Source organism: Actinokineospora spheciospongiae (assembly GCF_003182415.1).
GTDB classification, from domain to species: Bacteria; Actinomycetota; Actinomycetes; order Mycobacteriales; family Pseudonocardiaceae; genus Actinokineospora; species Actinokineospora spheciospongiae.
On the sequence record NZ_QHCP01000001.1, the window covers coordinates 202,102 to 226,759 of the forward strand.

The following is a 24,658-nucleotide window of genomic DNA, read 5'->3' on the forward strand; positions in this document are numbered from 1 at the left end:
CAAACCGGCGGCCCGGCGAGCGAACTGCCTGGGTGGGTGGATGTGTTTGGCCGGGGGTGGCGATCATGTGACAGCCTGCCTGGGCGGTGGGGCATCTTTTCAGCCCCACCCGGTCGCACTGGAGCACATGATCGCCATAGGGGCCCCGGCCAAACACATCCACCCAGCCGGGCACACCCACCAAACGATCGGGCTTTGCCGGAGACGGCCGAGCCGAGCACATCCACCCAACCGGGCACCCCGACGAAGGACCGGGCTCCAAGCAGGGGTCAGCTTTCGTCGAGCAGCGCGCAGCCCCCCGGGTTCCGGCCGCGTTCGGCCGGGGGCCACCTCGACGACCGCTGTGGATCACCTGGGCCCCGTACTTGTAGTCCTCCGTGACCTCATTGCGGAGACGTACTTTCATCCTCGGCGGCCTGACCGGGGTGGGGACCGTGCTCCTGGCGCCCCACGCCGCCAACGCGATCAGCTACCCGTTCACCCTGGGCGTGGCCTCGGGTGATCCGGCGGCGGACGGGTTCGTCCTGTGGACCCGGCTGGCGCCGAGCCCGCTGAACGCCGACGGCCTGGGCGGGATGCCCGACACGGCGGTGCCGGTGGAGTGGCAGGTGGCGGCGGACGAGCGGTTCACCCAGGTGGTGCGGTCCGGGACCGCCACCGCCGCGCGGGCCTCGGCGCACAGCGTGCACGTCGAGGTGACCGGCCTGCAGCCGGGCCGCGAGTACTGGTACCGCTTCCGTGCCTCCGGGTTCATCTCGCAGGTGGGGCGGGCCAGGACGGCTCCGGCGGTGGGCACCAGCCCGGAGCTGACCATGTTGTTCACGTCGTGCTCGCACTACGAGGCGGGTTACTTCACCGCGTACCGGCGGATGGCCGAGGAGCGCCCGGACCTGATCCTGCACCTGGGCGACTACATCTACGAGGGTGCGGCGAGCAGCACCGCCGTGCGCAAGCACGCGCCCACCGTGGAGATCGACGACCTGGCCGACTACCGCGTCCGCCACGCCCAGTACAAGACCGACCCGGATCTGCAGGCCGCGCACGCGGTCGCGCCCTGGGTGCCGGTCTGGGACGACCACGAGGTCGAGAACAACTACGCCGGGCTCGTCCGCAACGACAGCTCGCCCGCCGGTGACTTCCGCGCCCGCCGCACCGCCGCGTACAAGGCGTACTACGAGCACATGCCGCTGCGCGCCGCGCAGGTGCCGGTCGGGGCGGACATGCGGCTGTACCGGCGCATCCGGTGGGGGAGCCTGGCCACCTTCCACATGCTCGACACCCGCCAGTACCGCGACGACCAGGCCTGCGGCGACGGCAGCAAGGTGTGCCCGGAGGCCGACGCGCCGACCCGCACGCTGACCGGGGCGGCGCAGGAGGCGTGGCTGCTGGACGGGATGCGGCAGAAGCTGGGCACCTGGGACTTCCTGGGCCAGCAGGTGTTCTTCGCGCAGAAGCTGGCTTCCGCCGACGGCGCGCGCAGCATGGACGCCTGGGACGGCTACACCGCCAACCGCGATCGGCTCCAGCGCGGGTGGGACGCCCAGGGCAACCGGGGCACCGTGGTCCTGACCGGCGACGTGCACCGCTCGTGGGCGTCGAACCTGATGCGGGACTACACCGCGCAGGACCGGGTCGTCGGCACCGAGCTGGTGACCACGTCGGTCACCTCCGGTGGTGACGGGAACGCCTCGGACAACGGGCTTTCCGCGCTGAACCCGCATGTGAAGTTCCACAAGAACCTGCGCGGTTACGTCCGCACCGTCACCAGTTCGACCCGGATGGCGGTGGACTTCCGCGCGGTCGACCGGGTCACCGCGCGCGACTACCCGGTGAAGACCGTGGGCAGCTACGTCATCGAGGCCGACAACCCCGGATTGCAGGCGCCGTGAACAAGACGATCCCCGTGCTGGCGGCGGCGCTGCTGACTGCCGCCCTCACCACCCACACCGCCGCCGCGGCGGGCACCACCCCCGCTGACATCACCTGGACCACGGCCAACTCCGTCTCCACCGGCAACCAGCACAACGCCGCGGTTTCCGCGGTCCGCAACGGTTGGACCGCCGTGGCCTGGGAGGACGACCGCGACGGCGGGGACGCGCTGCACAGCGAGGTCTTCCTCCGCCTGTTCAAGGACGGCGTGTCCCGCTACGAGACCAAGCTGTCGGCGGGCGGCACCGGCAACTGGACCCACCTGCAGCCGGACGTGGCACTGCACGACGACGGCAGCGCCGTGGTGGTGTGGGCCACGGACGGCGACGGTAACGGCTACTACAACATCGCCGTCCGCGCGGTCCGCACCGACGGCACCGTTTCCGGTTCCGCGACCGCCAACGCCTCTTCCGACGGCCAGCAGCTCGACCCGGCCGTGGCCGCCGACCCGGACAGCGCGGGTTTCGCGGTGGTGTGGGAGGACGAGCAGACCGCGACCGCGCCCACGGTCCGCGTCGCTGGCTTCGCGTCGGTCACGTCGAAGACCTACGAGGCCCAGGTCCACGCCGCGGGTGGCACCCACCAGCGCCCGGACGTGGCCGTGGGCGCGGCGGGCAACGCCGTGGTGGTGTGGGACGAGGACGGCGACGCCAACGGCTCGTTCAACGTCGGCCTCAAGGTGCTGACCCCGGCCGGTGGGGTCAAGCGGGCGCAGGGGGTCGCCAACGCGACCACCGCGGGCCAGCAGCGGCACCCGTCGGTCGCGGCGAACTTCGCCGGTGACTTCGCTGTGGCCTGGGAGACCGACCACACCGGGACCGCCGCGACCGCTGTCCGCTCGTTCACCGCCGCGGGCGCGGCGGGTGCGGAGACCGTGCTGGCGGGCGCGGACCCCCAGGTGGGCATCGACGACCAGCGCGGCGTCGCCGTCGCCTGGAGCGCGGGGCAGGACGTGTTCGCCCAGGGCCTCAACGCCGACGGCACCGCCACCGGCAGGCTGCCCCGCCTCGCCGCGGTCAAGACCGCCACCGGCCGCCAGGAACACCCCGCCCTCGGCGTCGACGCGTGGGGTCAGCTCACCGTCGCCTACACCGACGACAACGACGGCAACGGGGCGGACCAGGTCTACCTGGGCACCGGGCTGCTGAACAGCACCTGGTGACCGGCTCCGGGTGACCGGAACACGGACGAGTCGCCGTTCATCGCCCCCGTGCTCGCCAAGGGCTGGGCGACCGCTTCGCGGGCGAGCCCGCCCGAGGCAACCGCTGATCCCAGACCCACCGCTGCCCCCGCCGCGTGCGCGCCGGGGGCAGCGGTGTTCCGGGCCGGGAGCGACTAGCGGGAACTGATCGCGCGGCGGGGGGAGTTCGGGCCGTTGTCCGCACCCACGACCCACTGGCTGTACGGCGCGATCGCCAGCCAGCCCACGGAGCGCTGCGCGCCGGTCGGCGCGAACTCGACCGGAACGCCGTGGCGCGGCCAGATCCGGCCGCCGCTCGTGCGCGCGCCGCCCACCTCGACGGCCTGCGTGCCCGCGACCTGCCCGGCCTGGTTGATGCTGTTGGCGGTGGAGGGCAGCGGGCTGGCCGGTGTCAGGTCGGTGATGGTGCCCGCGCGCCAGCGGAACGCGTGGTAGGCGCCGCTCGCGGTCTCGGAGGTGCCCGTCACCTCGCCCGCGTCGTTCAGGTACGGCCCGCGGCCCACGCCGGGCAGGTTGGTGACCGCCTGGTTGCCGCCGAGGGTGCCGATGTCGGTCAGCACCCCGTCGCGCCAGAAGCCGACCCGGTAGCCGCCCTCCGGGACCACCAGGTCGAACAGCACGTCACCGCGGGCGTTGATCCCCGTCGGCTCGGGCGGGTAGCCCCCGCCGAACGGGTTGGGCACGGCGACGGCCGCGCCGCTGCCCGCGCGGTACACGTGCGTGCCCGAGTCCGAGGACACGGCGACGTCCCCGCGCGGGCCGATCCGCCCCAGGTGGCCGTCGGTGGAGATGGTGCGCCAGACCCCGGCGCGCCACGTCGCGAACAGGTAGCCAGGCCCGGACTCGGTCACGGCCCGCACCAGCACCTCGCCGACCTCGGAGATGCCCAGGCCGACCGCTGAGACCGCCCCGGGCGGCAGCAGGTCGGTCGTGCGCCCACCCGACCACAGCACCGCCGAGGACACGCCGCCGACCCGGCGCGTGCCCACCACCTGGTCGCGGGAGTTGAACTCGATGGCCTGGCTGGGGTTGGGGTCGAGCGGCAGCAATTTGCCGCCGCGCCAGGTCACCGCCTGCTGGTCGAAGGAATCCGCCTGCCGGGCGTTGCCCACGACGAGCCCGCTGGGGGTCACCCCGAGGGCCGAGGCGGAGTGGTCGGGGGAGGGAGCAGGCAGTTCTCGCAGGGTGGGTGCGGCAACGGCGACCGCCGTGGCCTCCGTGCCGAGCAGGGCGGTGGCTGCCAGCAGCACCGCGGGGACCAGGGTTGCGCGCATCACGGTCCTCTCATCGGGTGATCAGGACGTGACACAAGGTATACATAATGCCGTTACTCAAACAAGAGCGTTATCCGAAAAGTTCCTCGGTCCCTAGGGTCGGGTGAGGGCGCCGGGAGAGCCCGCCACGGGCTCGGGGACGCGGACGGAGGTGAAGGAAACCCTGCGGCGCAGGTGGAAGCCGAGTGCCTGGTAGAGGCGGATGGCGTTGGTGTTGGTCGCGGGCGTGTGCAGGAACGGGCGTTCGCCGCGCTCGCGGATGCCCGCGACGAGGGCGCGCACCAGCCTGGTCGCCAGCCCCTGGCCGCGCTGGGACTCGTCGGTGCAGACGGCGCTGATCTCGGTCCAGCCGGGCGGGTGCAGGCGTTCCCCGGCCATGGCGACCAGTTCCCCGCCCCGGCGGATGCCCAGGTAGGTGCCGAGTTCGATGGTGCGGGGCAGGAACGGGCCGGGTCGGGTGCGCTGCGCCAGGGCCAGCATCTCCGGCACGTCCGCGACCGCCAGCCGCACGGCCTCGGGGTCCGCGGCTCCCTCGACCCCGGCGTCCACCAGTTGCACCCCGGGGATGGACAGCGTTGTCTCCCAGCCCGGGGGTGGGGTGTCCAGGCCGGGGATGAAGATCTCGTTCCCCGCGCCCGCCAGCTCCGCGACCTCGTCCCACGCCGACACCCCGGGCCGCACGGCCGCGAACGGTGAGACGTCCGCCGGGTAGCGGACCACCCGGCCGTGCCGCTCGGCGAGCTGGGCGTGCGCCCCGGTCAGCGACTCCCAGGTCGCGTTGTCCAGTACCCGCTCGGCGTTGTCCAGCGCCCGCTCGGCCGCCATCGCGCTCCTCCGGTCCCTCGTTCCGACACCGGGGTGAACCCGCCCGCACTGCCCGGTGTTCCGCGCCGTGGGTGATCCCACTGCCCGGGAGGCGGGGGAGCTGCCCCGCTCCGGCGGGGGTGGCGGTGGGTCAGGCGGAGAGCCTGCTCCGCAGTTCCGTCAGCGCGTGGCCCAGGGGCAGGTCGACCCGGTGGGTGGCGTGTTGGTCGCCGCGGGTCTCGCCCTGGTTGATGATGGCGACGGGGGTGGCGGTGGTGGCGGCCCGGCGGATGAAGCGCAGGCCGGACATCACGGTCAGCGATGAGCCCAGGACCAGCACCGAGGCCGCCGCGTCGACCAGGGCGTTGCACAGGTCGACCCGCGGCCGGGGGACGTTCTCGCCGAAGAAGACCACGTCGGGCTTGAGGACGCCGTCGCAGGTGCGGCAGGCGACCACCCGGAAGTCGGCCACCGCGGTGTCGTCGAGGTCCACGTCGCCGTCGGGGTTGATCGGGGCGGCCTCGGCGGAGAAGTCGGGGTTGGCCTCGGCGAGGCGGCGGTCCAGGTCCTCGCGCGGGGTGGGTTCGCGGCAGGACAGGCAGACGACCCGGTCCAGGCCGCCGTGCAGTTCGACCACGTCGGGGGTGCCCGCGGCCTGGTGCAGGCCGTCGACGTTCTGGGTGATCACGCCGGTGAGGTGGCCGCGGGCGTGCAGGGCGGTGACGGCGCGGTGGCCCGCGTTCGGGGCGGCGCGGGCGATGGTGCGCCAGCCGACGTGGCTGCGCGCCCAGTAGCGGCGGCGGGCGTCGGGGTCGGCGACGAACTCCCCGTAGGTCATGGGGGTGTGCTTGCGCAGGCTGCCCGCCGCGCCCCGGTAGTCCGGGATGCCCGACTCGGTGGACAGGCCCGCGCCGCTGAGCACCAGCACACCGCCGCGGTCCACCAGCTCGACCACCTCGTCCAGTCGGGTGGTCCTGGGCAGCGGCGGTCCGCTGGCCGTCCAGCTCAGGGTCGGCCGGGTGCGCATGCGTCCATCCTACGTCCGCGCGGCCAGTGCTCGCCCGTGCTGACGGGCCTGCCCACCAGGGGTTTCCCACTCGGTGGATCGCGGGCGCGGACGGGGGAGACTGGCGGCAGCGGACCGTGGACGGCGGAGGTGGCGTGGTGGGTGCGGAACCCTTGCGGAGGCTGGGCTTCCTGACGATCGGGCTGTTCGACCCGGACGACCCCCGACCGGGGCACGAGTCCACGTTGGAGGTCATCGAGCTGGGGGAGCGGCTCGGGTTCGACAGCGCGTGGGTGCGCCACCGGCACCTGCAGCACGGCATCTCCTCGCCGGTGGCGCTGCTGGCCGCGGCCACCCAGCGCACCAGCCGGATCGCGCTGGGCACCGCCGTGATCCCGCTGGGCTGGGAGAACCCGATCCGGCTGGCGGAGGACCTGGCGACGGTCGACGTGCTCTCCGGCGGGCGGCTCAACCCGGGGGTCAGCGTCGGCCCGCCGATGCACTACGACCGGCTCAAGGACGCGCTGTACCCGGACACCGCCGACGTCGAGGACTTCAGCTACCGCCGCGCGGAGCGGCTGCTGTCGGCGTTGCGCGGGGAGAAGGTGACCGGGTTCAGCGGCACCGAGGGCATCGAGGTGTTCTCCGACCGGGTGGAGCCGCACGCGGCGGGGCTGGCCGAGCGCCTCTGGTACGGCGGCGGCAGCCTGCGCTCGGCGCAGTGGGCCGGTGAGCAGGGGTTGAACTTCCTGACCAGCAACGTCGTCCGCGCGGGTGAGACCGAACAGGACTTCGACAGCATCCAGCTCGCGCAGGTCCTGCGGTTCCGCGAGCACCACCCGCTGGGCGACCGGGCGCGCGTCTCCCAGGGCCTGGTGGTGATCCCCACCGACTCCGCGACCCCGGCGCAGCGGGCGAAGTACGAGGAGTACGTGGCAGGCCGCACCCCGCGCACCGCCGAGCCGCAGGGTCCGGCCCGGGTGGTGTACGCCCGCGACCTGGTCGGCACGTCCGCGCAGATCGCCGAGCGGCTGTCCGAGAACGCGGCGTTCCAGCAGGTCACGGAGGTGGCGTTCGCGCTGCCGTTCACCTTCGAGCACGAGGACCACGTGCAGATCCTCACCGACGTCGCCACCCACCTCGGACCCGCGCTGGGGTGGCGACCGACCGCGTGACCTACCCCGACCGGGTGCCCAGCGCCCGGAAGCCGCCCATGAACAGCGCCGTGATGATCTCCACCAGCTCCGGGGTCGTGGCCGAGCGGTAACCGAGGGTCTGGTCCACCAGCACCTCGTTGACCCCGCCGACGAGCACCATCACCCCGGTCTCCAACTGGTGCGGCGCCAGCGTCTCGGCTTCCTCGGGCACCAGGGCGGCGATGTAGCGGACGAACGCGTGCAGCACCTCGCGGCGGCGGGCCTCCAGCTCCGGGCTGACGCCGACGATCTCGATGACCATCACCCTGGCCCGGCGCCGGTCGGCGGACATGGTGTCGACCAGCGCGGTGAGCCCGGCCCGGACGCGGTTCTCGACCTGCTCGCCCGCGGCGGCCACGGCCGTCTCCACGGCCGCCCGCACCAGGGCGGCCTGCTTGTCGTAGACGGCGCGGAGCAACTGCTCGCGCTCGGTGAACGACTCGTAGAAGTAGCGCTGGGTCAGCCCGGCCTCCGCGCACACCTGCTTCACTGAGGAGGCGGCGTAGCCGTCGGTGCCGAACAGCTCCAACCCCGCGGCCAGCAGCCGGGAGCGCCGCTCGGCCTGGCGCTGCCCGGCGTCGCGGCCACCGTAGCGGCGGCCATCGGTGGTGACCCCGGTCACAGGTTCTGCCTTCGCTTGACCATGTCCGCAGCCTACTGACATGGTTTCGTGTCAGATATTGTGACACGTTGGCGTGTCAGATCGGGGAAGGGGACGTGCGGGCATGGCGCAGCAGCAACGGAACATGCGGATCTCGGACGAGGACCGGCGCGGCGCCGCCGAGGAGCTGCGCGCCGCGCACGCCCAGGGCAGGCTCAGTCTGACCGAGTACGACACCAGGCTCGACGGGGTGAACCGCGCGACGACCTACGGCGACCTCGCCAAGATCTTCACCGACCTGCCCGCGGTGTCCCACGCCCGCACCGAGCGGCGGTCGTCGGCGCCGAAGTGGGTCCGCATCGTCTGGCTGTGGTGGACCGTCACCCTCGTGATCAACCTGGCCGTCTGGGCCCTGGTCCGCTTCCAGCTCAGCGACGACGTCCACTTCTGGCCGGTCTGGCTGCTGATCCCGACCATTGCCATCGCCGCGGTCACCTACCGCGCCACCACCGCGCACGCCGCCAAGCAGGCCCGCCGCACCCCCGCCTGGCGGGGTTGATACCAGGTTCGCGACAACTCGCCCGCTGCCCCTAACGCGCGGCCCGCACGCGCTGACTCCTCCAGGACACCGCCGTCCGGTGAGGAAGAGGCACGCGAATGAAGATCGACATCTTCAACGAGATCCAGAACCCCCGCCCCTGGGGTCCGGATCAGGAACAGCTCCGGTTCCGCCAGGCTCTGGCGCAGGCCGAGCTGGCCGACGAGCTCGGCTACGGCTGCTGGTGGCAGGTCGAGCACCACGGGGCCGAGGAGTTCAGCCTGTCGTCGGCACCGGAGATGGTGCTGGCCGCGATCTCGCAGCGCACCAGCCGCATCCGGCTCGGGCACTCCGCGGTGCTGGCGCCGAGCCGGTTCAACCACCCGATCCGGGTCGCCGAGCGGGCGGCCACGCTCGACCACCTCAGCGGCGGCCGGGTCGAGCTGGGGCTGACCCGGTCCACCGTGCCCGAGTGGCGCTTGTTCAACATCGACAAGGACGACGTGCGCCCGCAGACCGCGGCCGCCTTCGACATGATCCCGAAGATGTGGACCAGCGACCGCTTCTCCCACGACGGCGACGGTTTCACCATCGACGACGTGCCGATCCTGCCCAAGCCGTACCAGACCCCGCACCCGCCGCTGTGGCAGGCGGCGGCCAGCCCGGCGTCGTTCGAGGAGGCGGGCAGGCGCGGGGTCGGCGTGCTCGGCACGACCATGTGGGAGTCGCTGGAGCGCGCCGAGCGGATGATCGGCCTGTACCGGGCCGCCGCCGAGGCGTGCACCGAACCCGCGGGCGCGTTCGTCAACAACCAGGTCGGCTTCTTCACCTTCGTGCACTGCGCGGAGACCGACGAGCAGGCCATGCGCAACGGCGCCGCCGCGGCCGCCGCCTGGTACAGCACCCGCGCGCTGACCTTCTTCGAGGCGGCCACCGACTTCCGCCTCGCCATGGAGCGCAACGAGAAGCTGCTCGCCGCCCCCGACGGCGGCGGCGCCACCGGCGACTTCCTGCGCGCCGAGGCGGGCGACGCCCCCACCCCCGCGGCCATGCTCATCGGCCGCATCCTCGGCGGCGAGGACGTGCCGGAGGACGAGCTGTTCGACATCCTCAGCGCGCAGAACTCCCTGATCGTCGGCAGCCCCGACACCTGCCGCAAGAAGCTGCGCGCCTACGCCGACCTGGGCATCGACCGCCTGCTGTGCCTGCACCAGATGGGCAACCTCGGCGACGAGGAGGTCACCACCAGCATCCGCCTCACCGGCGAGCTGATCAGCGAGTTCGACACGGACTGAGCTGCGAGGGGTGGTGCGGACAACGGCGGCTTCCGGCCCCCGGTGCGCGTCACCCCTCCCGGGTCCACACCTCGGCCGTGGTGGCGAAGGCCGAGGAGGTGGGGCGGTCGTCGGGGCCGGTGTGGGTGACGTGGCCGGGGACCGGGGTGCCGCCGATGGTGACCGCCGCCGTGCGCATCGGGGCCAGGAGCAGGGTCAGGCCGTGCGGGACGCCGTCGAGGTGGAAGGCGTCGGTGGTGAACGGGCGGTGGTGCATCGGGTCGGACATGGTGAGGGTGACGTCGGCGGCGTGGGCGGTGACGCCGGTGGCCAGGTCGATGTGGCAGGTGACCGGGGTGGCCTCGACGGTGGGGGTGGGCCAGGGCAGGTGTTCGGTCTCGGGGAAGTGGCGGACGAAGGTGCGCTCCAGCCAGGTCCCCAGGGTCGGGGTGGTGGTCAGCACGCGCACGGCTCCCCGGTGCCACACGACGAGCGCGGTGCCCCGGCCCGCCACCGACCAGTCGACCGACCACAGGGACGCGAAGACCGTGGGCTCCCCGTCCTCGGACAGGGTGACCGCCGGGTTGGCCCCGGCCAGCAGCACGGTCACGGCAGGCCCAGCAGCGCCAGGCCCACCAGCGGCAGAGCGGCGGCGTACTGGTCGGTGAACTCCGCGCCCATGGAGCGCTTGAGGTCGACCATCTTCTTGCCCAGGGACACCCGGGGCCTGCCCGTGTCGTGGAGCCAGCGCATGAGCTCACCGTAGAAGTGGAAGTACAGCCCGGGTCGGCCGCCCTCGTCCTCCGGCAGCGCCGACCAGTGCCGGGCCAGCGGCAACTCCGGGTGGTCGAGCAGCACGCCCAGCGCCAGCAGGGTGTCGTCGCGGGGGTCGGTGTAGGCGATGGTGAACACGTCCGGGCGCGCGAGCAGCGCGGTGAGCTGGCCGGTGAACTGCGGCAGCGGGATGATCGGCACGTCCCGGTGGGTCTCCAGGTTGACCCGCAGCAGTTCCGCCGCCCGGGTCGGGTCGACCGCGCCGCCGGTGCGGACGGTGATGGTCGGGTCGTCGTCGATCGTGTCGAACAGCCTGCGCAGGTGTTGGCGGCGCTTGCGCGGCAGGGTGGCCAGCCACGCGTCCCGGTCGCCGACCGCGCGCAGGTGGGCCAGCGGTTCGGTCTTGCGCACGAGCCTGCCGCGCTTCTCCAGCAGCGGCAGCGCCTCCTCCGGCACCTGCCGCAGCAGCGCCGCGCACACGCCCGCGCCGAGTTCGCGGCGGATGCCGGGCAGGAACTCCGCGAGCAGCCGGTGCACGCCGCCGTGGCCGTCGTCGGTGTCGAACCACCAGCCCGGTACGGCGCTGGTGCCCGGCGCGCGCACGTCCAGGCCGCCCAGCCCGCCCGCCCGGCGCGGTCCGACGAACCGGTGGCGGCGGGTGGTCGGTCCGACGAACCCCGACGCCACCACCCCGGTCGGACCGCCGGACCCGTGCAGGACCGTCACCAACTGCGGCACCCGCGCGGCCCACGCCTGGGCGGCCAGCACCGGCCACGACCAGTCCGCGCGCAGCCCGGCGCGGGCCGTCAGCTCCGGCCAGTGGTCCGGCTCGGCGTCGAACCGGGCGTCGAGGACTTCCACCGCGCTCACCGGCACACCGGCCTCGGCGCGGCGACGGTGTGCAGCGGACGGTAGGTGAAACCGAGCTGTGCCTTGACCTCCGCCATCCCGCGCCCGGCGGTCACCGCCGGTCGGCCGCGCTCGACGGCGTAGCGGACCACGCGGGTGAAGCCCTCGTAGTAGAGGTGCTTGCGGCCGCCCTCCTCCGGGGGCAGCGCGGCCCAGTGCTGGTGGAACACCAGGTCCGGGCTGTCGAGCGCGGTGGCGAAGGCGAGCAGGGTGCCCGCGGTGTCGTGGTAGGTCGTGGTGGCCACGTCCGACCGGCGCACCAGCTCGTGCAGGTACGCGCCGGAAACCCCGCCGCGCCAGTCGAAGCGGGGTACGCCCAGCCGGGCGCGGTGCCTGCGCAGCAGGTCCGCCAGGACCTCCCCGTCGAGGTCGTCGCGGTCGCTGTCGGTGCGCGCGACGAGGTCCGGGTCGGCGGCGACCTTCTTGACCTGCCCGCGCACGCTGCTGCGCCTGCTCTTGGTCAGGCTCCGCAGCCAGCCCTCGAAGTCGGTGAAGGTGTTGTCCAGCACGGAGGTCCCGAGCGTTTCCTTGGCCAGCCGCCCGCGCCCGGCGAGCAGCCCCACCCCGTCCGGTGCGGCGTTGCGGTAGACCACGCCCGCGCAGAACACGCCCAGCCGCCGGGTGATCGCGCGCTCGTAGACGCGCCGGGCGGCGAGCCGGTCGGCCGCGTCCAGCCCGTCGTCGAACACCCAGCTCGGCACCCCGGACAGCCAGGGGAACTGGGTGTCGACGAGCGTCGGGCCGAAGCGGACCGGGCGCACGACCATGCACCCGAACGCGGCGACGAGGTCGCCCCCGCTGTGCAGCAGGGTCAGCAGGATCGGGCTGGGGGAGTGCGCCGACTCGACGCCGAGCAGCCGGTAGTCCCAGGGCGCGGGCAGGCCGTGGCGGACCCGGAACCCCTCCCACCCCGGCGGTTCCGGGTCGCGGCGGGGGTCGAGCACGGTGGCGGTCAACGCCCGCGTCGGCACGGTTGTCGTCATCTGCTGTGCCCCTGCCTCTGCTGCCCCTGCCTCTGCTGCCCCTGCCTCTGCTGCCCCTGCCTCTGCTGCCCCTGCCTCTGCTGCCCCTGCCTCTGCTGCCCCTGCCTGTGCTGACCCTGCCTGGCCAGGAACGGTCGGGGGACGGCGACCGACACCAGCGGTCGGGTGCCGAAGCCCAGCATGGCCTTGCGGTCGAGCAGGGTGCGGCCCGCGGTCAGCAGCGGGCGCCCCCGGTCGGCGGTGTGCCGCACGGCCCTGGCGCAGGCGTCGACCCACAGGCCGCTGCCGGGCCGGGCGGCGAAGTGCTGCAACGCGGCGCCCTCCTCGTGGTCGAGCAGCACCGAGAACGCGGCCAGTTCGCCTCCGGCGGTGCGGTAGGTGGTGGTCACGACGTCCGGGCGGCGCACCAGCGCGTCCAAGTAGGACGGTGCGATCCGGCTGCGGGTGTCCAGGTGCAGCCCGCCGACCCGGGACCGCTGCCCCTCCCGCCAGGCCCGCGCGTCCTGCCGGGCGCGGTGGTCGTTGAGCAGCGTGGCCAGTTCCCGGCCGTCGAGGTCCGCCCGTGCCGCCGCCGACTCGACCCGCAGGGAACCCGCGCCCAGTCGTTCGCGCACCGCGTCCGGCAGCCCCCGCTCCCACGCCTCGGCACTGCCCACGCCGGACAGCACCGCCACCGGATCGATCTCCCGCGTGACCCGGCCGCGCCCGGACAGCACCGGACCCAGGCCGTGGTCCACCGCGCGGTAGACGACCCCGAGCAGGCCGGGGCCGAGCCGGTCGACCACGGCCCGCTCGAACGCCAGCACCGCCGCCCGCTTGCGGTCGTCGTCCACACCGGGCAGGAACACGCAGGCGGAGTGGCCGCTCAGGGCGGGCAGGTAGACCTCCACCCAGCGCGGGGCCAAGCCGCGGCGCGGGGCGTCGGGCGGTGGGGCGTAGGCGCGCTCGCGCACGGTCCGGCACACCATGGCCACGAACGCGCCGACGGCTTCCTCACCCTCGCGCGCCACGGCCAGGACCGGCGGGTTGCGCGCGAGCCACGCCTCGATGCCCAGCAGCCGGTAGTCCCACACCGGCAGCAGTCGCGCCTTCTTCTGGAACCGCCGCCACCCGGTCGGCTCCGGGTCCGACCGCGGGTCGTGCACCTCGACGGTGGTCACCCCGCGACCGTCCGAACCACCGGGGTCGCGTGCCGGGGGCACCACTCGACGCGGCCGGGCACACCGCCGCCGACCAGGGCGTCGACCAGTCGGGGCGACCGCTGCCGGAGCAGGGTGAACGCCAAGCCCGCCCGGGTGCGGCGGGCGTACACGCGGGTCCAGTCCAGGTGCCACAGGCCGCAGTCGCGCAGCACGCCCAGGTAGCCCAGCACGGGGTCGTGCAGGACGCCGTACGGGCCGCTGTCGAGCCGGTCGAGCGTGCGCCGGGGCACCCGGTGGACCCGGTCGCCGCCCGGCACGCGGTCGGTGAACCCGTCGAGCGCCTTGTCCGGTCCGACGGCGACCACCGGGCGCCCGGCGCCGAGCGCCGCGCCGACCTCCGGCAGCGCCGGGTCGTCCACCTCGGCGTCGACCAGGCAACCGCGCCAGCCGCGCGGCAGGTCCCAGACCGGGCGGGCGCCGGGGTGCTCCAGCGCGACCAAGAGGCCGTCGCCCGCGGTCGGCCGGGCCAGCGGCAGCAGCCCGCCGAGCCCGCGCACCGGGTCGAACCCGGTCGGCCCACCGGCGAGCGGGGCCAGGTCGACCACCGCGCGCACCAGGTCCTCGGTGGACACCGCGCCCTCGGCCGACCCGCTGCCCAGTCGCGGTTCGGTGCGACCACCCAGCGCCCAGCGCTCCCGGTAGAACGGGACCGTGGCGAAAGCCGACCGCACCACTCGCCGGTATGCTGTACGCCACAGCGCGTCGACACCGGTTTTGACCATGCCGCGCAAGCTATCCCGACCGATGCCGGTTTTCAAACCCGCCCCCGGAGCAAGGCGATCGTCGTAACGCCGATGAGCTGAATGGCGGCTTTCTCCGCAAAGGACTACCCCCGTCCGGGACTTGCGGCTTATATCCACACCGCTCCGCCAACGAGTTTCGCCCGCGTTCACCGGGGCGTCGTCCCCGTCCAAGGAACGAGATGCCTGCACCCTCGGTCGTCGCCGCCCTCAGCGTGGTCATCCCCTGTTTCAACGAAGCGGACAACGTCGACCCCTGCTACCGGGAGATCATCGCCGAACTGGGCGAACACGACCTCGAACTGCTCTTCGTCGACGACGGCAGCACCGACGCCACGCTGGAGCGGGTGCGCGCCCTGGCCGAGGCCGACCCCAGGGTGGGCTACCTGTCGTTCACCCGGAATTTCGGGTTCGAGGCCGCCTTCTCGGCCGGTTACCGGTACGCGGGCAAGCCCTGGGTGCTGCACATCGACGCCGATCAGCAGTTTCCGGCGGCCGAGGCGCGAAAACTGATCTCGGCCGCCGAAGCGGGCAATGACGCCGTGTTCGGCATTCGGACGAATCGGCAGGACCCGCTGGTCCGCCGTTGGGGTACCGCCCTGTTCCACTTCCTGGGCAGGCGCGTGCTGCGGATGGAACTGCCCCGGGGGGCGACCGCTTTCCGGCTGGTGCGCGCCGACCTCGCCCGCACCGTCGTCGACCTCCGGCTGGGCACCCCGCACTTCTTCGCCACGGTGCCCCGGCTGACCGACCGCTACACCGTGGTCCAGGTCGAACACCGCGCCCGGGTGCGCGGGGTGTCCAAGGTGAACCTCGGTTTCCTCACCGGGCACGCCATCGAACTGTTCGTCGGGCACACCCGCAGGCTGCTGACCATCGCCGCCACCTCGGCCGTGCTCGGCGGGATCGCCGCGGTGGCGCTCACCGTCGCCGTCCTCGCAGGCGCGGTCCCCGGCTCCGGCGCGCTGGCGGGCCTGACCGCCCTCATGGCCTGCGCGCTGCCGGTGCTCGCCCTGGTCGTGCGCTACCTCGGTGTGATCGGCGCGGCCCAGCCGCGCCCGCGCCTGTACTACGTCCGCGAGTCCAGCCTGGCGGTCGACCCCGCCGAGCTGCTCTGCGCCCCGCCCGCGGTGCCGCCCTCGACCAGGGCGCAACCGCGGTCCGACCCCGCACTGGAGGCCACCCGATGAAGTCCCTGGTGATCCTGGGCGGTGCCGACGGCGCCGTCGGCACCTACCACCGCGCCCGCGAGCTGGGCTACCGCACGATCTGCGTGGACTTCCGCGCCGCCGCGCCCGCCGTCGCCGTCGCCGATGAGTTCGTGCAGGTCAGCGTGCGCGCCCCGGAGCAGATCGCGGCCGCCCTGGCCGGGCGCGGGGACATCGTCGGCGTGCTGTGCCCGGCCAGCGACGTCGGCCTGGCCACCCAGGCGGCGCTGATCGAGCACTGGGACCTGGCCCGCCGATTACCCGACGCCGCGGTGTCCGCGTCGATGGACAAGTCGGTCTTCCGCTTCCTCTGCGACTCCCTCGACCTGCCCAGCTACGCCAGCGTGGCGGGCGCCCCCGGACCCGACCTGGTCGCCGCCGCCCGCAGGCTGCGGTTCCCGGCCCTGGTCAAGCCGGTCGACTCCTCGGGCAGCCGCGGCGTCGTCGCCTGCGCCACCCCCGGTCGGCTCGCCGAGGCGTTCACCGAGGCCATCGCGTTCTCCCCGTCCGGGCGGGTGGTCGTGGAGGAATTCCTCGACGGCACCCACCTGACCGTCGAGGCGCTGGTCGTCGACGGTCAGATCGCCTTCCACGCCGTCACCTCGCGCACCGTGACCCCGCCGCCGTTCTTCGTCACCACCGCGCACGTGATGCCCGCCGACCTGCCCGAGCACACCGACGCGCACCTGGTGCGGATGCTCACCCGGATCAGCGCCGAACTCGGCTACACCCACGGCCCGCTGACCCTCGACGCCGTCCTGGGCCGCGACGGCGAGCTGTACCTGATCGAGATGGCCGCCCGCCTCGGCGGCAACGGGCTGTCGGAGCTGGTCCAGGCCGCCACCGGGGTCGACCTGGTCGGCGCGATGATCGACCTGGCCACCGGCGGCACCCCGGTGCTGTCCCCGCGGCCGATCCGCCCCAGCCTGGTGCACATGCTGGCCTCCGACCGCGCCGGCCACCTCGTCCGCGTCGAGGGCGTCACCGCCGTCGCCGAGATGCCCGAGGTCGTGCGGCTCTACCTGTTCGCCGAGGAGGGCACGCACGTGCACGCCTACGAGCAGGCCGGGTACAAGCTCGGCTACCTGGTGCTCAGCGCCGACACCCCCTGGGAGCTGTGGCGGGCCGAGGGCGCCGCGCGGGCCGGTCTGCGCTTCGTCCTCGACGCCCCCGACATGGCCGTCCCCCTTCCGTGACCCACACTTCCCGCTTGGAGCAAGACATGTACGTCCTGGGCATCAGCCGGGTGCACGACTCGGCGGCGGCGCTCGTCCGCGACGGCGAGATCATCGCCTTCGCCGAGGAGGAGCGCTTCACCCGCGTCAAGCACGACGGCGGCTTCCCCACCGAGGCCATCCGGTTCTGCCTGGACCGCGCGGGCATCACCCTCGCCGACGTCGACCACGTCGCCTACTACTGGCAGCGCTGGAAGGAACCCATCCACGCCGCCAAGGTCTTCGCCCGCTACTTCCCCGGCACCCTGGCCGTCTTCCGCAACGAGACCGGCGACGCGCACAAGGCCGCGAGCATGGTCGACACCCTGCGCACCGGCGGCGGCAAGGGCCCCGACGACTACCACGTGGGCGGCGCCGTCCTGGCCCACGTCAAGCGCTCCTACACCCTCGGCCGCGACGTCCGGGAGGCCCTGGGCTTCACCGGTGAGACCAAGTTCAAGGTCCACCTGATCGACCACCACCGCTCGCACGCGGCCAGCGCCTACTACATCAGCCCGTTCGACGAGTCGGCCGTGCTCACCTTCGACGGCATCGGCAGCGACGGCACCAGCACCCTGTTCGCCCACGGCCGCGGCGACCGCATGGTCGACCTGCGCCGGATCAAGTTCCCGCACTCCCTCGGCGCGATGTACGCGGGCGTCACCGGCTACCTGGGCTTCTACCCGACCATGGACGAGGGCAAGGTCATGGGCCTGGCCCCGTTCGGCCGCGACACGTACGTGGAGCAGTTCAAGGACCTGGTGCACCTCGACCCCGACGGCGGGTTCGAGCTGAACCTGGAGTGGTTCCGCCACCACACCACCGGCAAGCACCTGATGTCGCAGAAGTTCACCGACACCTTCGGCCCCGCCCGCGAGCGCACCAAGGTCTCCGCGGCCAACCCGGTGCCGCAGCACTACATGGACATCGCCTACGCCCTCCAGGTCACCCTGGAGGAGGCGGGCCTGCACATCGCCCGCTGGTTGCAACGCGAAACCGGCTCCAAGCGCCTGTGCGTCGCGGGCGGTGTCGCCCTCAACAGCGTCATGAACGGCCGCCTGCTGCTGGAGACCGACTTCGAGGAGTTCTTCGCCCAGCCCGCCGCCGCCGACGACGGCTGCGCGGTCGGCGCGGCACTGGAGGTCACGGTCGGCAAGCACCGCCTGCCCCGCCCCCGCACCGGCTACACCTACACCGGCCCGGACTACACCGAGGCCGAGATGGAGCTGGCGCTGCGGGACGCGGGCGTGGAGTACACCCGGGTCGACGACATCGCCGCGCATACCGCCGCCCGCATCGCCGACGGCATGATCGTCGGCTGGGTCCAGGGCCGGATGGAGTGCGGCCCGCGCGCCCTGGGCAACCGCTCCCTGGTCGCCGACCCGCGCCTGGCGGAGTCCAAGGAGCGGATGAACGAGAAGGTCAAGCACCGCGAGCCGTTCCGCCCCTTCGCCCCGAGCTGCCTGGCGGAGAAGGCGGGGGAGTGGTTCGCCAGCGGCTATCCTTCCCCGGTGATGCTGCTGGTCTTCGACGTGCTGGAGCACCAGCGCGCCGCCGTCCCGGCCATCACCCACGTGGACGGCACCGCCCGGGTGCAGACGGTCAGCGAAACCGACAACCCGCTGTATTGGCGCATGATCAGCGAGTTCGAGAAGCTCACCGGCGTCCCCATGGTCGTCAACACCTCGTTCAACGACAACAACGAACCCATCGTCGCCAGCCCCGCCGACGCGATCGCCTGCTACCTCAAGACCGATGTGGACGCGCTGGCGCTGGGCCCGTTCTGGGTGGAGAAGCAGCGCATGGAGACCGAGTGACCGCCGTCCGACCCGAATCCCCACCCGCGACCCGGCCCAACTGGGTGCGCGCGCTGTACGAGCGCAGGCGCTGGCTGTGGGTGGTCCCGGTGGTGCCCGCCGCCGTGGTCGCGCTGCTGGTGATGGCCGTCCTGCCGCCGGACCAGACCCTGGACAACCTGGGAGAGTTCGCGCTCAAGCTGGTCCCGTTCGGCTGCGCGGTGGCGGCGGTGGCGCTGATGCCGCGCTGGAGGGTCGCCCCCTGGCTGCTCCTGCTCGCCGTGTTCGTCTACATGGGGTACCTGGACACGGAACTGGTGCTGCGCATCCAGGAGTACGGCCGCACGGCGCTGACCGACGAGGGCACCTTCGCCCCCATCTACCAGTTCGAGCTGTTCATCACCACGTTCATCGTCCTGTTCGCGCTCATGGCCTACCGGCTCGGCGGCGCCCGCACGGCGAACGTGCTCAAGACGGGCCTGGCGGCCATCCTGGTCGTCATCTCCGGCCTCAACGACCTCACTTTCTGGGCGGCCAACGACGTCTGGGCGGCGGGGGAGAAGCCCGAGGCGCTGCACTGGGCCTCCCACATGATCGTCTTCACCGGCGGCCCGCCCAGCGTGCCGACGGCGGTGGTCTTCATGGTCATCCACCTGGCCCTGGCCGGGGTGATCGTCGCGCTGCCGGTCGGCAAGTGGGTCGACCGCAAGCTGGCCCCCTGATCAGCCGCCCGACTTCGCCACCACGGCCGCGACGAGGCGATCGGTGTCCGCGGCGGTGGTGGGGCGCCTGCCGTGGAACGACAGGGTGGTGAGGACGTCCCCGCGCACCACGAAGACCTCGCGGGAGTACAGGGTCAGGTAGGGGCCGCCGTAGGTCACCTCGGCCACCCACGGGGTGCCACCGACGACCCGGACCCCGATGTCCAGGGTGATGTCCCCGGAGGAGACCGAGTAGCGGGCGCAGCGGGCGTAGAGGTCGGTGATGGCGGCCAACGACCGGTCGGCCGCTGCCGGGTAGCGGAAGACCCACTGGCTGATCGTGGTGTTGCCCGGGCCGCTGAACTGCACCTCGGCCCGGGCCACGGGCTGCTGGGGGCCGACGTCGGCGTTGTCCTGGCTGCACTCCGGCCGGTCCGAGGTCAGCTCGTCCTGCGGTGAGGGCGGCGCCACGGTGAAGCCCGGGGGCAGGTCCGCGGCGGTGAGCAGCAGCGTCGCCAGGTCCACCGGGGGCTTCGTCGTCGTCGGGGCGGGCGGGGTGGTCGGCGTGTTGGCCCGCACCGCGGCCTCCCCGAACGGCAGGAGCCGCAGCAGCGCGAGGAACTCGGTGTTGGCGGTAGTGAACTGCTCGGTGACCGGGCTGGGATCTCCCGAGGGTGCGGCGAAGACGCGCGTGCACTCCTGAGCACCCCGCAGGGAGGCGTCGAGCCCGATGTCCCAGTGCGCCCGCGCCACCGGCACCGGCGGCCCGGGGAACCGCCGGGCGTCGGCGATCCGGTCGACCACCTCGGCGCACCGCGCCACCTGGGCGGGCCGGTCACCCGCCGCCATCCCGAAGAACGCCCGGCCCTGGGCCTGCACGACGTCGTCCAGCAGAACCTGGCCACCGCCCTGCGCCCACACGCGCATCGCGGCGACCGGGTCGAGCTGCCGGGCGGCCGGGGGTTCGGTCGGCAGCAACGCCACCGCCGACGGCGCGGGCGGGTACGGCACCAACACCGCCACCGTCACCACCACCACGGGCACCAGCGCGACCCGCGCCACCGACCGGTCGGACACCCCGCGCCGCACCGGCTCCGCCTGCCGGGCAGGCACCCGCCGCCGCACGAGCGCCACCGCGAGCACCGCCGCGACGACGGCGGTGAACGGCAGCACGTGCCACGGCTGCCTGGCCACGACCGCGTCCACGCCACCCCCGGACCAGTGCGCCACCCAGATCGCCGCGCCCCCGGCCACCCCGGTCAACCACGCCGCCACCAGCGCCGCGACCACCCCGGCCCGCCGAGCCGCGCAGGCCACCACCACCTGCACCGCCACCACGGCCACGACCTGCCACGCGGTCCGCACCAGCGCACCCTCCGGCGTGCCTGCGCCCCCCAGCCCGGCGAGGACGACCGCGACCACAGCCCCGACCGCCCCGACCGCCCCCGCGGTGAAGGCGGCCCGGGGCGGCCGGGCCAGCAGCGCCGGGACCAGCCACACCAGCGCCAGCGCGGCGGTCGCCGAGAACCGGTCACCGGGCCCGGTGTACGCCAGGAACACCAACCGCACCACGACCGAATCCGCACCGCCACCCGCCAGCGCGTCGAGCCGGTCGAGCGCGGGGGAGAACACGGTGCTCCAGGCCCCCGCGTACCCGTGCGCGGTGAGCAGCCACCCCAGGCAGCTCCAGCACACGACCAGCACGGCCGCCGCCACCGCCACACCCCGCCCACCGCGCAGCCGATCGCCCAGCAGCACCGCGCACCACCCGGCCCACCCGCACACCAGGGCCGCCACCACCGCGCCCACCGCCAGCAGCCCCCAGGTGAGCGGGGACAACCGCAGGCCCCGCTCGTCCAGCACGACGGTCGGCACCAGCAGCGTGCCCAGCGCCAGCCCGAGGCCGAGACCCGCCGCCGGGCGCAGGAACACCCCGGACCGGTCCCCGCCCGCCCGCCGGTACGCCGCACCGCGCCACGCGGCCAGGCAGACGAGCACCGCCACCCCCACCGACCAGCACACCCGCACGACGTGCGGCCCGGCCGTGTCCGAGCGCACCCACAGCCCGGACAGGCCGAACTCGGCGGTGCCCGTCAGCACCTGCCAGGTCACCGCGCCCAGGAAGAACGCCCAGAACCCCGGCAGCAGCAGCACCCGCGGGTCGTTGGTCGCGGCGAGCCGGGCCGCGCGGGTCGGGTGGGCGGTCAACCGCGGCGCCCGCACCTCCGGCAGCGCCCGGTACGGGTCGGCGTCCCCGGTCCAGCGCACCACCAGCGCGTCGGCGTGGAACTCGCGGGCGCGCAGCACCGAGGTCCGGGCCGCGTAGGCGAGCGCCAGCAGCACCGGGAACCACAGCAGCAACGTCACGGTGGACGTGTCCCACCCCAGTCCGCCGTGCACCGCCCTGGCCACGCCCCACAGGTACGGCAGGACCGCCACCACCAGCACGGCCCGCCACACGGCGATGGTCGCGTAGGTCATCGGCACGTCGCGGTGCCGCAGGTGGGCGAGTTCGTGCAGCACCACCGCGTCGAACGCGGGCCGGTCCCGCCCGTGCAGCAGCACCAACCCCACGTCCAGGGCCACGACCGGCCGCCGGTGGGTGCCGAACGCGACCCCACCCGCCCTCGGGCTGCCCGGGTCGAGCCGGAACTCCGGCATCGCGGGCAACCCGGCCCGGCGGGTCAGCTCCACCAGCGACGGCTCCACCCGCGCCCACAAGGCGGGCACCGCCCGCAACTCCACCAGTCTCCCGCGCCGGATTCGCCACCACGGCTGCGCCTGGTAGATCAGCCAGGTGACGAGGGCGAGCAGCAACAGGCCACCCGCCAGCCACAGCAGTTGCCCGCCGCGCAGGGCGTTCAGGCAGTCGTAGTAGCCCCGCCACTTGCGCCCGTCCAGATCCAGTGCCCCCGAGGTGGCGGGGTAGAGGTCGTGCAACACCAGACAGCGGGCCCTGGCCAACCCGCGCCCCGCGAACGCGGTCTCGGAGAAGGAATCCGCGACGAACAGGGTGATCGCCAGGGCGATGCCGATCAGCGTCACGAACCGGAACGCGGTACCGGCGGGCACCGCGCCCGCCGGGCTGCTGCCCGCGCCTGCGGCAGGTGCCGCGCCTGCGGCAGGTGCCGTGCCGGTGGATTCCGGGGCGGGGCCGCCCGTGTCGAGGTGGGGGCGGTCCCCGGGCGGGTCAGGCGGGGTCGGGGCCACGGCTCAGTTCGGCGATCACCGCGTCGGCGATTCTCGTCGCTTCCTCGGGGGAGCGGCCCAGTTCCAGGGCCCGGGCCTCGACCACCCGGCGGACCGCATCGGAGTCGTCGCCTCGGCGGAAAACCTTGCGGATCAGCTTGCCGCCGCCCTTGACCAGGGATTCGCCCGCCTTGTCCAGCAGGTGCTGGTACACCGAGGCGCCGACCGCCAGCGCCACCGGGGTCACCATGGTCACCACGGTGCCGATGCCCGATCCCAGCACGGGTGCCCGTGGCCCGTCCTCGGCCAGGACCCGTTCCGGGTCGCGCAGGAACTCCTGCCCCACGACGTCCACCACGACCGACTCGTCCGGTGCCAGGTCGGCCACCACCGCCTTGGCGATCCCCACCACGAACTCGTCGTACTCCGCGCTGCGACCCACAGCGACCTCCCCGCTCCGAGACGGGACATCATCGCGTGCCCCCGGGCCGAGATCATCCCGCCAAAGCGGTGAACCCGGGTCCGCTTCCGGGTGGAAGCCCCCCGGGGCGCGCGGGTCATTGCCCCGAACGGCGGTCCGGCAGTAGCCTACCGGCCAGTAGGTTTCTGCACCTCGACGAGGAGGACGACCCATGCGCAGGTACGACGCGCTCGTCGTGGGCGCCGGGTTCGGTGGGCTGGGCGCCGCGATCGAACTCAAGCGGCTCGGCTACGACGACATCCTGGTCGTCGACCGCGAGGACGACCTGGGCGGCACCTGGCACGTCAACCGCTACCCGGGCCTGGCCGTCGACATCGCCTCGGTGACCTACTCGTACTCCTTCGCCCCCAACCCGTACTGGTCGCACGTGTTCGCCAGGGGCGCGGAGTTGAAGCGCTACGCCGAGCACGTCGCCGACACCTTCGACCTGCGCAGGCACCTGCGGTTCCGCACGTCGGTCGAGGGCGCGGAGTGGGACGACACCGCCAAGCACTGGGTGGTCCGCTTCACCGGCGGTGAGACCGTGCACGCCCGCTACCTGCTGACCGCGACCGGGTTCCTGTCCCAGCCGAAGAAGCCCGACATCCCCGGCGTGGACGACTTCGCGGGCACCGTCGTGCACAGCGCGGCCTGGGACGACGGTGTCGACCTCACCGGCCGCCGCGTCGCCGTCATCGGCACCGGGGCGACCGCCGTGCAGCTCATCCCGAAGCTCGCCCGCGCGGCGGCTGACCTGACCGTCTACCAGCGCACCCCGATCTGGGTCACGCCCAAGGTCGACGGCCGCATCCCGAAGCCGGTGCAGCGCCTGTTCGCCCGCTTCCCGGCCACCCAGCGCGCGGTGCGGGCGGCCAACTCGGCGGTCCTGGAACTGATCATGGTCGTCGGCGTGCTCAACTACCGCCGCGCCCGCCTGGCCAACAAGGGCGCCGAACTGCTCGCCCTGGGCCACCTGCGCCGCCAGGTGCGCGACCCGAAGACCCGCGCCGCGCTGACCCCGAACTACTCCTTCGGCTGCAAGCGCCCCACGTTCTCCAACGACTACTACCCGACATTCAACCGGCCGAACGTCCACCTGGAGACAACCCCGATCGACCACATCGCCGCCGACGGCATCGTCACCGCCGACGGCCGCAAGACCGACGTCGACACCCTGGTCCTGGCGACCGGCTTCGACCTGTGGGACGCCAACTTCCCGGCCATCGAGGTGATCGGCCGCGAGGGCCGCGACCTGGGCGCGTGGTGGCGCGAGACCCGGTTCCAGGCCTACTGCGGCGTCACCGTGCCCCGCTTCCCGAACCTGATCAGCCTCAACAGCCCCTATTCCTACAACGGCCTGTCCTACTTCTGGACCATCGAGGCCCAGATGAAGCACATGAACCGCCTGTTCACCGAGATGAAGCGGCGCGGCGCCACGACCTTCGAGGTCACCGACGCGGCCAACGACGCCTTCCTGGCCCGGATGACCGACAAGCTCCAGGACTCGGTCTTCTACGTCGGCAACTGCGCCCCCGCCCGCAGCTACTACTTCAACCACCACGGCGAAGCGGCCCTGCTGCGCCCCACCTCCACCCGCAACGGCCTGCACGAGGCGGCGAACTTCCCGCTGGACTCCTACACCTACGCCTGATCAGTCCA

At 73.3% G+C, this 24,658-nt stretch carries 21 protein-coding genes; 10 read left to right on the plus strand and 11 right to left on the minus strand.

Going from position 1 to position 24,658, the window contains the following annotated elements; translation table 11 throughout:
- Positions 1-377: 377 nt before the first annotated feature.
- Both DFQ13_RS00840 and DFQ13_RS00845 read left to right on the plus strand, forming a co-directional pair.
- Positions 378-1,889 (plus strand): alkaline phosphatase D family protein, encoded by a 1,512-nt coding sequence (locus tag DFQ13_RS00840; RefSeq protein ID WP_110078425.1) that lies wholly within the window; start codon positions 378-380, stop codon positions 1,887-1,889.
- The gene (locus DFQ13_RS00845; protein ID WP_110078426.1) at positions 1,886-3,091 is read left to right on the plus strand and encodes a hypothetical protein; all 1,206 of its coding nucleotides are present in this window, start codon (positions 1,886-1,888) and stop codon (positions 3,089-3,091) included. The genes DFQ13_RS00840 and DFQ13_RS00845 overlap by 4 nt, the downstream gene beginning before the upstream one ends.
- A 173-nt stretch (positions 3,092-3,264) precedes the next feature.
- Here DFQ13_RS00845 and DFQ13_RS00850 read toward each other — a convergent pair whose 3' ends face one another.
- From DFQ13_RS00850 to DFQ13_RS00860, 3 genes are all read right to left on the minus strand, one after another.
- Positions 3,265-4,404 (minus strand): hypothetical protein, encoded by a 1,140-nt coding sequence (locus tag DFQ13_RS00850; protein WP_146240996.1) that lies wholly within the window; start codon positions 4,402-4,404, stop codon positions 3,265-3,267.
- 93 nt (positions 4,405-4,497) lie between these two features.
- Positions 4,498-5,229 (minus strand): GNAT family N-acetyltransferase, encoded by a 732-nt coding sequence (locus DFQ13_RS00855; RefSeq protein ID WP_110078428.1) that lies wholly within the window; start codon positions 5,227-5,229, stop codon positions 4,498-4,500.
- 130 nt (positions 5,230-5,359) lie between these two features.
- On the minus strand, positions 5,360-6,235 hold the full coding sequence (locus DFQ13_RS00860; protein ID WP_110078429.1) for an NAD-dependent protein deacetylase: 876 nt from the start codon (positions 6,233-6,235) through the stop codon (positions 5,360-5,362).
- A 137-nt stretch (positions 6,236-6,372) separates the two neighbouring features.
- Between DFQ13_RS00860 and DFQ13_RS00865 the strand changes: the two genes are divergently transcribed.
- Positions 6,373-7,389 (plus strand): LLM class flavin-dependent oxidoreductase, encoded by a 1,017-nt coding sequence (locus DFQ13_RS00865; protein WP_219994197.1) that lies wholly within the window; start codon positions 6,373-6,375, stop codon positions 7,387-7,389.
- Between the two features lies 1 nt (position 7,390).
- Here the strand turns inward: DFQ13_RS00865 and DFQ13_RS00870 are convergent, their stop codons facing one another.
- Positions 7,391-8,032, minus strand: a complete 642-nt coding sequence (locus tag DFQ13_RS00870; RefSeq protein WP_110078431.1) for a TetR/AcrR family transcriptional regulator — start codon at positions 8,030-8,032, stop codon at positions 7,391-7,393.
- A 103-nt stretch (positions 8,033-8,135) separates the two neighbouring features.
- Between DFQ13_RS00870 and DFQ13_RS00875 the strand changes: the two genes are divergently transcribed.
- Together DFQ13_RS00875 and DFQ13_RS00880 are read left to right on the plus strand one after the other, a co-directional pair.
- Positions 8,136-8,570 (plus strand): DUF1707 SHOCT-like domain-containing protein, encoded by a 435-nt coding sequence (locus DFQ13_RS00875; RefSeq protein ID WP_052020864.1) that lies wholly within the window; start codon positions 8,136-8,138, stop codon positions 8,568-8,570.
- Positions 8,571-8,668: 98 nt separating this feature from the next.
- On the plus strand, positions 8,669-9,844 hold the full coding sequence (locus tag DFQ13_RS00880; protein WP_110078432.1) for an LLM class flavin-dependent oxidoreductase: 1,176 nt from the start codon (positions 8,669-8,671) through the stop codon (positions 9,842-9,844).
- A 49-nt stretch (positions 9,845-9,893) separates the two neighbouring features.
- Here DFQ13_RS00880 and DFQ13_RS00885 read toward each other — a convergent pair whose 3' ends face one another.
- Genes DFQ13_RS00885 through DFQ13_RS00905 form a run of 5 tightly spaced genes read right to left on the minus strand, consistent with a single transcriptional unit; the run spans position 9,894 to position 14,413 of the window.
- Complete coding sequence (locus DFQ13_RS00885) at positions 9,894-10,433, minus strand: hypothetical protein (RefSeq protein ID WP_110078433.1); 540 nt, start codon at positions 10,431-10,433, stop codon at positions 9,894-9,896.
- Complete coding sequence (locus tag DFQ13_RS00890; RefSeq protein ID WP_110078783.1) at positions 10,430-11,467, minus strand: GNAT family N-acetyltransferase; 1,038 nt, start codon at positions 11,465-11,467, stop codon at positions 10,430-10,432. The genes DFQ13_RS00885 and DFQ13_RS00890 overlap by 4 nt, the downstream gene beginning before the upstream one ends.
- Positions 11,464-12,489, minus strand: coding sequence for a GNAT family N-acetyltransferase (locus DFQ13_RS00895; RefSeq protein WP_110078434.1), 1,026 nt, complete (start codon positions 12,487-12,489; stop codon positions 11,464-11,466). The genes DFQ13_RS00890 and DFQ13_RS00895 overlap by 4 nt, the downstream gene beginning before the upstream one ends.
- Complete coding sequence (locus tag DFQ13_RS00900; protein ID WP_233438209.1) at positions 12,486-13,649, minus strand: hypothetical protein; 1,164 nt, start codon at positions 13,647-13,649, stop codon at positions 12,486-12,488. The genes DFQ13_RS00895 and DFQ13_RS00900 overlap by 4 nt, the downstream gene beginning before the upstream one ends.
- Positions 13,646-14,413 carry a hypothetical protein gene (locus DFQ13_RS00905; protein ID WP_110078435.1) on the minus strand — a complete coding sequence of 256 codons (768 nt, stop codon included), beginning with the start codon at positions 14,411-14,413 and terminating at the stop codon, positions 13,646-13,648. The genes DFQ13_RS00900 and DFQ13_RS00905 overlap by 4 nt, the downstream gene beginning before the upstream one ends.
- Before the next feature lie 200 nt (positions 14,414-14,613).
- On the opposite strand from DFQ13_RS00905, the gene DFQ13_RS00910 reads away from it, so the two are divergent.
- Genes DFQ13_RS00910 through DFQ13_RS00925 form a run of 4 tightly spaced genes read left to right on the plus strand, consistent with a single transcriptional unit; the run spans position 14,614 to position 19,371 of the window.
- Entirely contained in the window at positions 14,614-15,621 is a 1,008-nt protein-coding gene (locus DFQ13_RS00910) for a glycosyltransferase family 2 protein (protein WP_110078436.1), read from the plus strand.
- Positions 15,618-16,835, plus strand: a complete 1,218-nt coding sequence (locus DFQ13_RS00915) for an ATP-grasp domain-containing protein (RefSeq protein WP_110078437.1) — start codon at positions 15,618-15,620, stop codon at positions 16,833-16,835. The genes DFQ13_RS00910 and DFQ13_RS00915 overlap by 4 nt, the downstream gene beginning before the upstream one ends.
- A 26-nt stretch (positions 16,836-16,861) precedes the next feature.
- Entirely contained in the window at positions 16,862-18,670 is a 1,809-nt protein-coding gene (locus DFQ13_RS00920) for a carbamoyltransferase family protein (protein ID WP_110078438.1), read from the plus strand.
- A complete protein-coding gene (locus tag DFQ13_RS00925; protein WP_110078439.1) occupies positions 18,667-19,371 on the plus strand; it encodes a hypothetical protein in 705 nt (234 codons plus the stop codon). The genes DFQ13_RS00920 and DFQ13_RS00925 overlap by 4 nt, the downstream gene beginning before the upstream one ends.
- Here DFQ13_RS00925 and DFQ13_RS00930 read toward each other — a convergent pair whose 3' ends face one another.
- Both DFQ13_RS00930 and DFQ13_RS00935 read right to left on the minus strand, forming a co-directional pair.
- Positions 19,372-22,422, minus strand: coding sequence for a M48 family metalloprotease (locus tag DFQ13_RS00930; protein WP_146240998.1), 3,051 nt, complete (start codon positions 22,420-22,422; stop codon positions 19,372-19,374).
- A 118-nt stretch (positions 22,423-22,540) separates the two neighbouring features.
- A complete protein-coding gene (locus DFQ13_RS00935; RefSeq protein ID WP_035289229.1) occupies positions 22,541-22,981 on the minus strand; it encodes a hypothetical protein in 441 nt (146 codons plus the stop codon).
- 190 nt (positions 22,982-23,171) lie between these two features.
- Here DFQ13_RS00935 and DFQ13_RS00940 point away from each other — a divergent pair, with 190 nt between their 5' ends.
- Positions 23,172-24,650, plus strand: a complete 1,479-nt coding sequence (locus DFQ13_RS00940; protein ID WP_110078441.1) for a flavin-containing monooxygenase — start codon at positions 23,172-23,174, stop codon at positions 24,648-24,650.
- The last annotated feature ends 8 nt before the right edge of the window (positions 24,651-24,658 follow it).

What these genes read in the sequence shown, in the direction of transcription:
- DFQ13_RS00940 (WP_110078441.1), top strand. Translation starts at nt 23,172, where the DNA reads ATGCGCAGGTACGACGCGCTCGTCGTGGGCGCCGGGTTCGGTGGGCTG.
- DFQ13_RS00920 (WP_110078438.1), top strand. Translation starts at nt 16,862, where the DNA reads ATGTACGTCCTGGGCATCAGCCGGGTGCACGACTCGGCGGCGGCGCTC.
- DFQ13_RS00875 (WP_052020864.1), top strand. Translation starts at nt 8,136, where the DNA reads ATGGCGCAGCAGCAACGGAACATGCGGATCTCGGACGAGGACCGGCGC.
- DFQ13_RS00905 (WP_110078435.1), bottom strand. Translation starts at nt 14,413, where the DNA reads ATGGTCAAAACCGGTGTCGACGCGCTGTGGCGTACAGCATACCGGCGA.
- DFQ13_RS00880 (WP_110078432.1), top strand. Translation starts at nt 8,669, where the DNA reads ATGAAGATCGACATCTTCAACGAGATCCAGAACCCCCGCCCCTGGGGT.
- DFQ13_RS00910 (WP_110078436.1), top strand. Translation starts at nt 14,614, where the DNA reads ATGCCTGCACCCTCGGTCGTCGCCGCCCTCAGCGTGGTCATCCCCTGT.
- DFQ13_RS00915 (WP_110078437.1), top strand. Translation starts at nt 15,618, where the DNA reads ATGAAGTCCCTGGTGATCCTGGGCGGTGCCGACGGCGCCGTCGGCACC.
- DFQ13_RS00855 (WP_110078428.1), bottom strand. Translation starts at nt 5,229, where the DNA reads ATGGCGGCCGAGCGGGCGCTGGACAACGCCGAGCGGGTACTGGACAAC.
- DFQ13_RS00860 (WP_110078429.1), bottom strand. Translation starts at nt 6,235, where the DNA reads ATGCGCACCCGGCCGACCCTGAGCTGGACGGCCAGCGGACCGCCGCTG.
- DFQ13_RS00895 (WP_110078434.1), bottom strand. Translation starts at nt 12,489, where the DNA reads ATGACGACAACCGTGCCGACGCGGGCGTTGACCGCCACCGTGCTCGAC.
- DFQ13_RS00850 (WP_146240996.1), bottom strand. Translation starts at nt 4,404, where the DNA reads ATGCGCGCAACCCTGGTCCCCGCGGTGCTGCTGGCAGCCACCGCCCTG.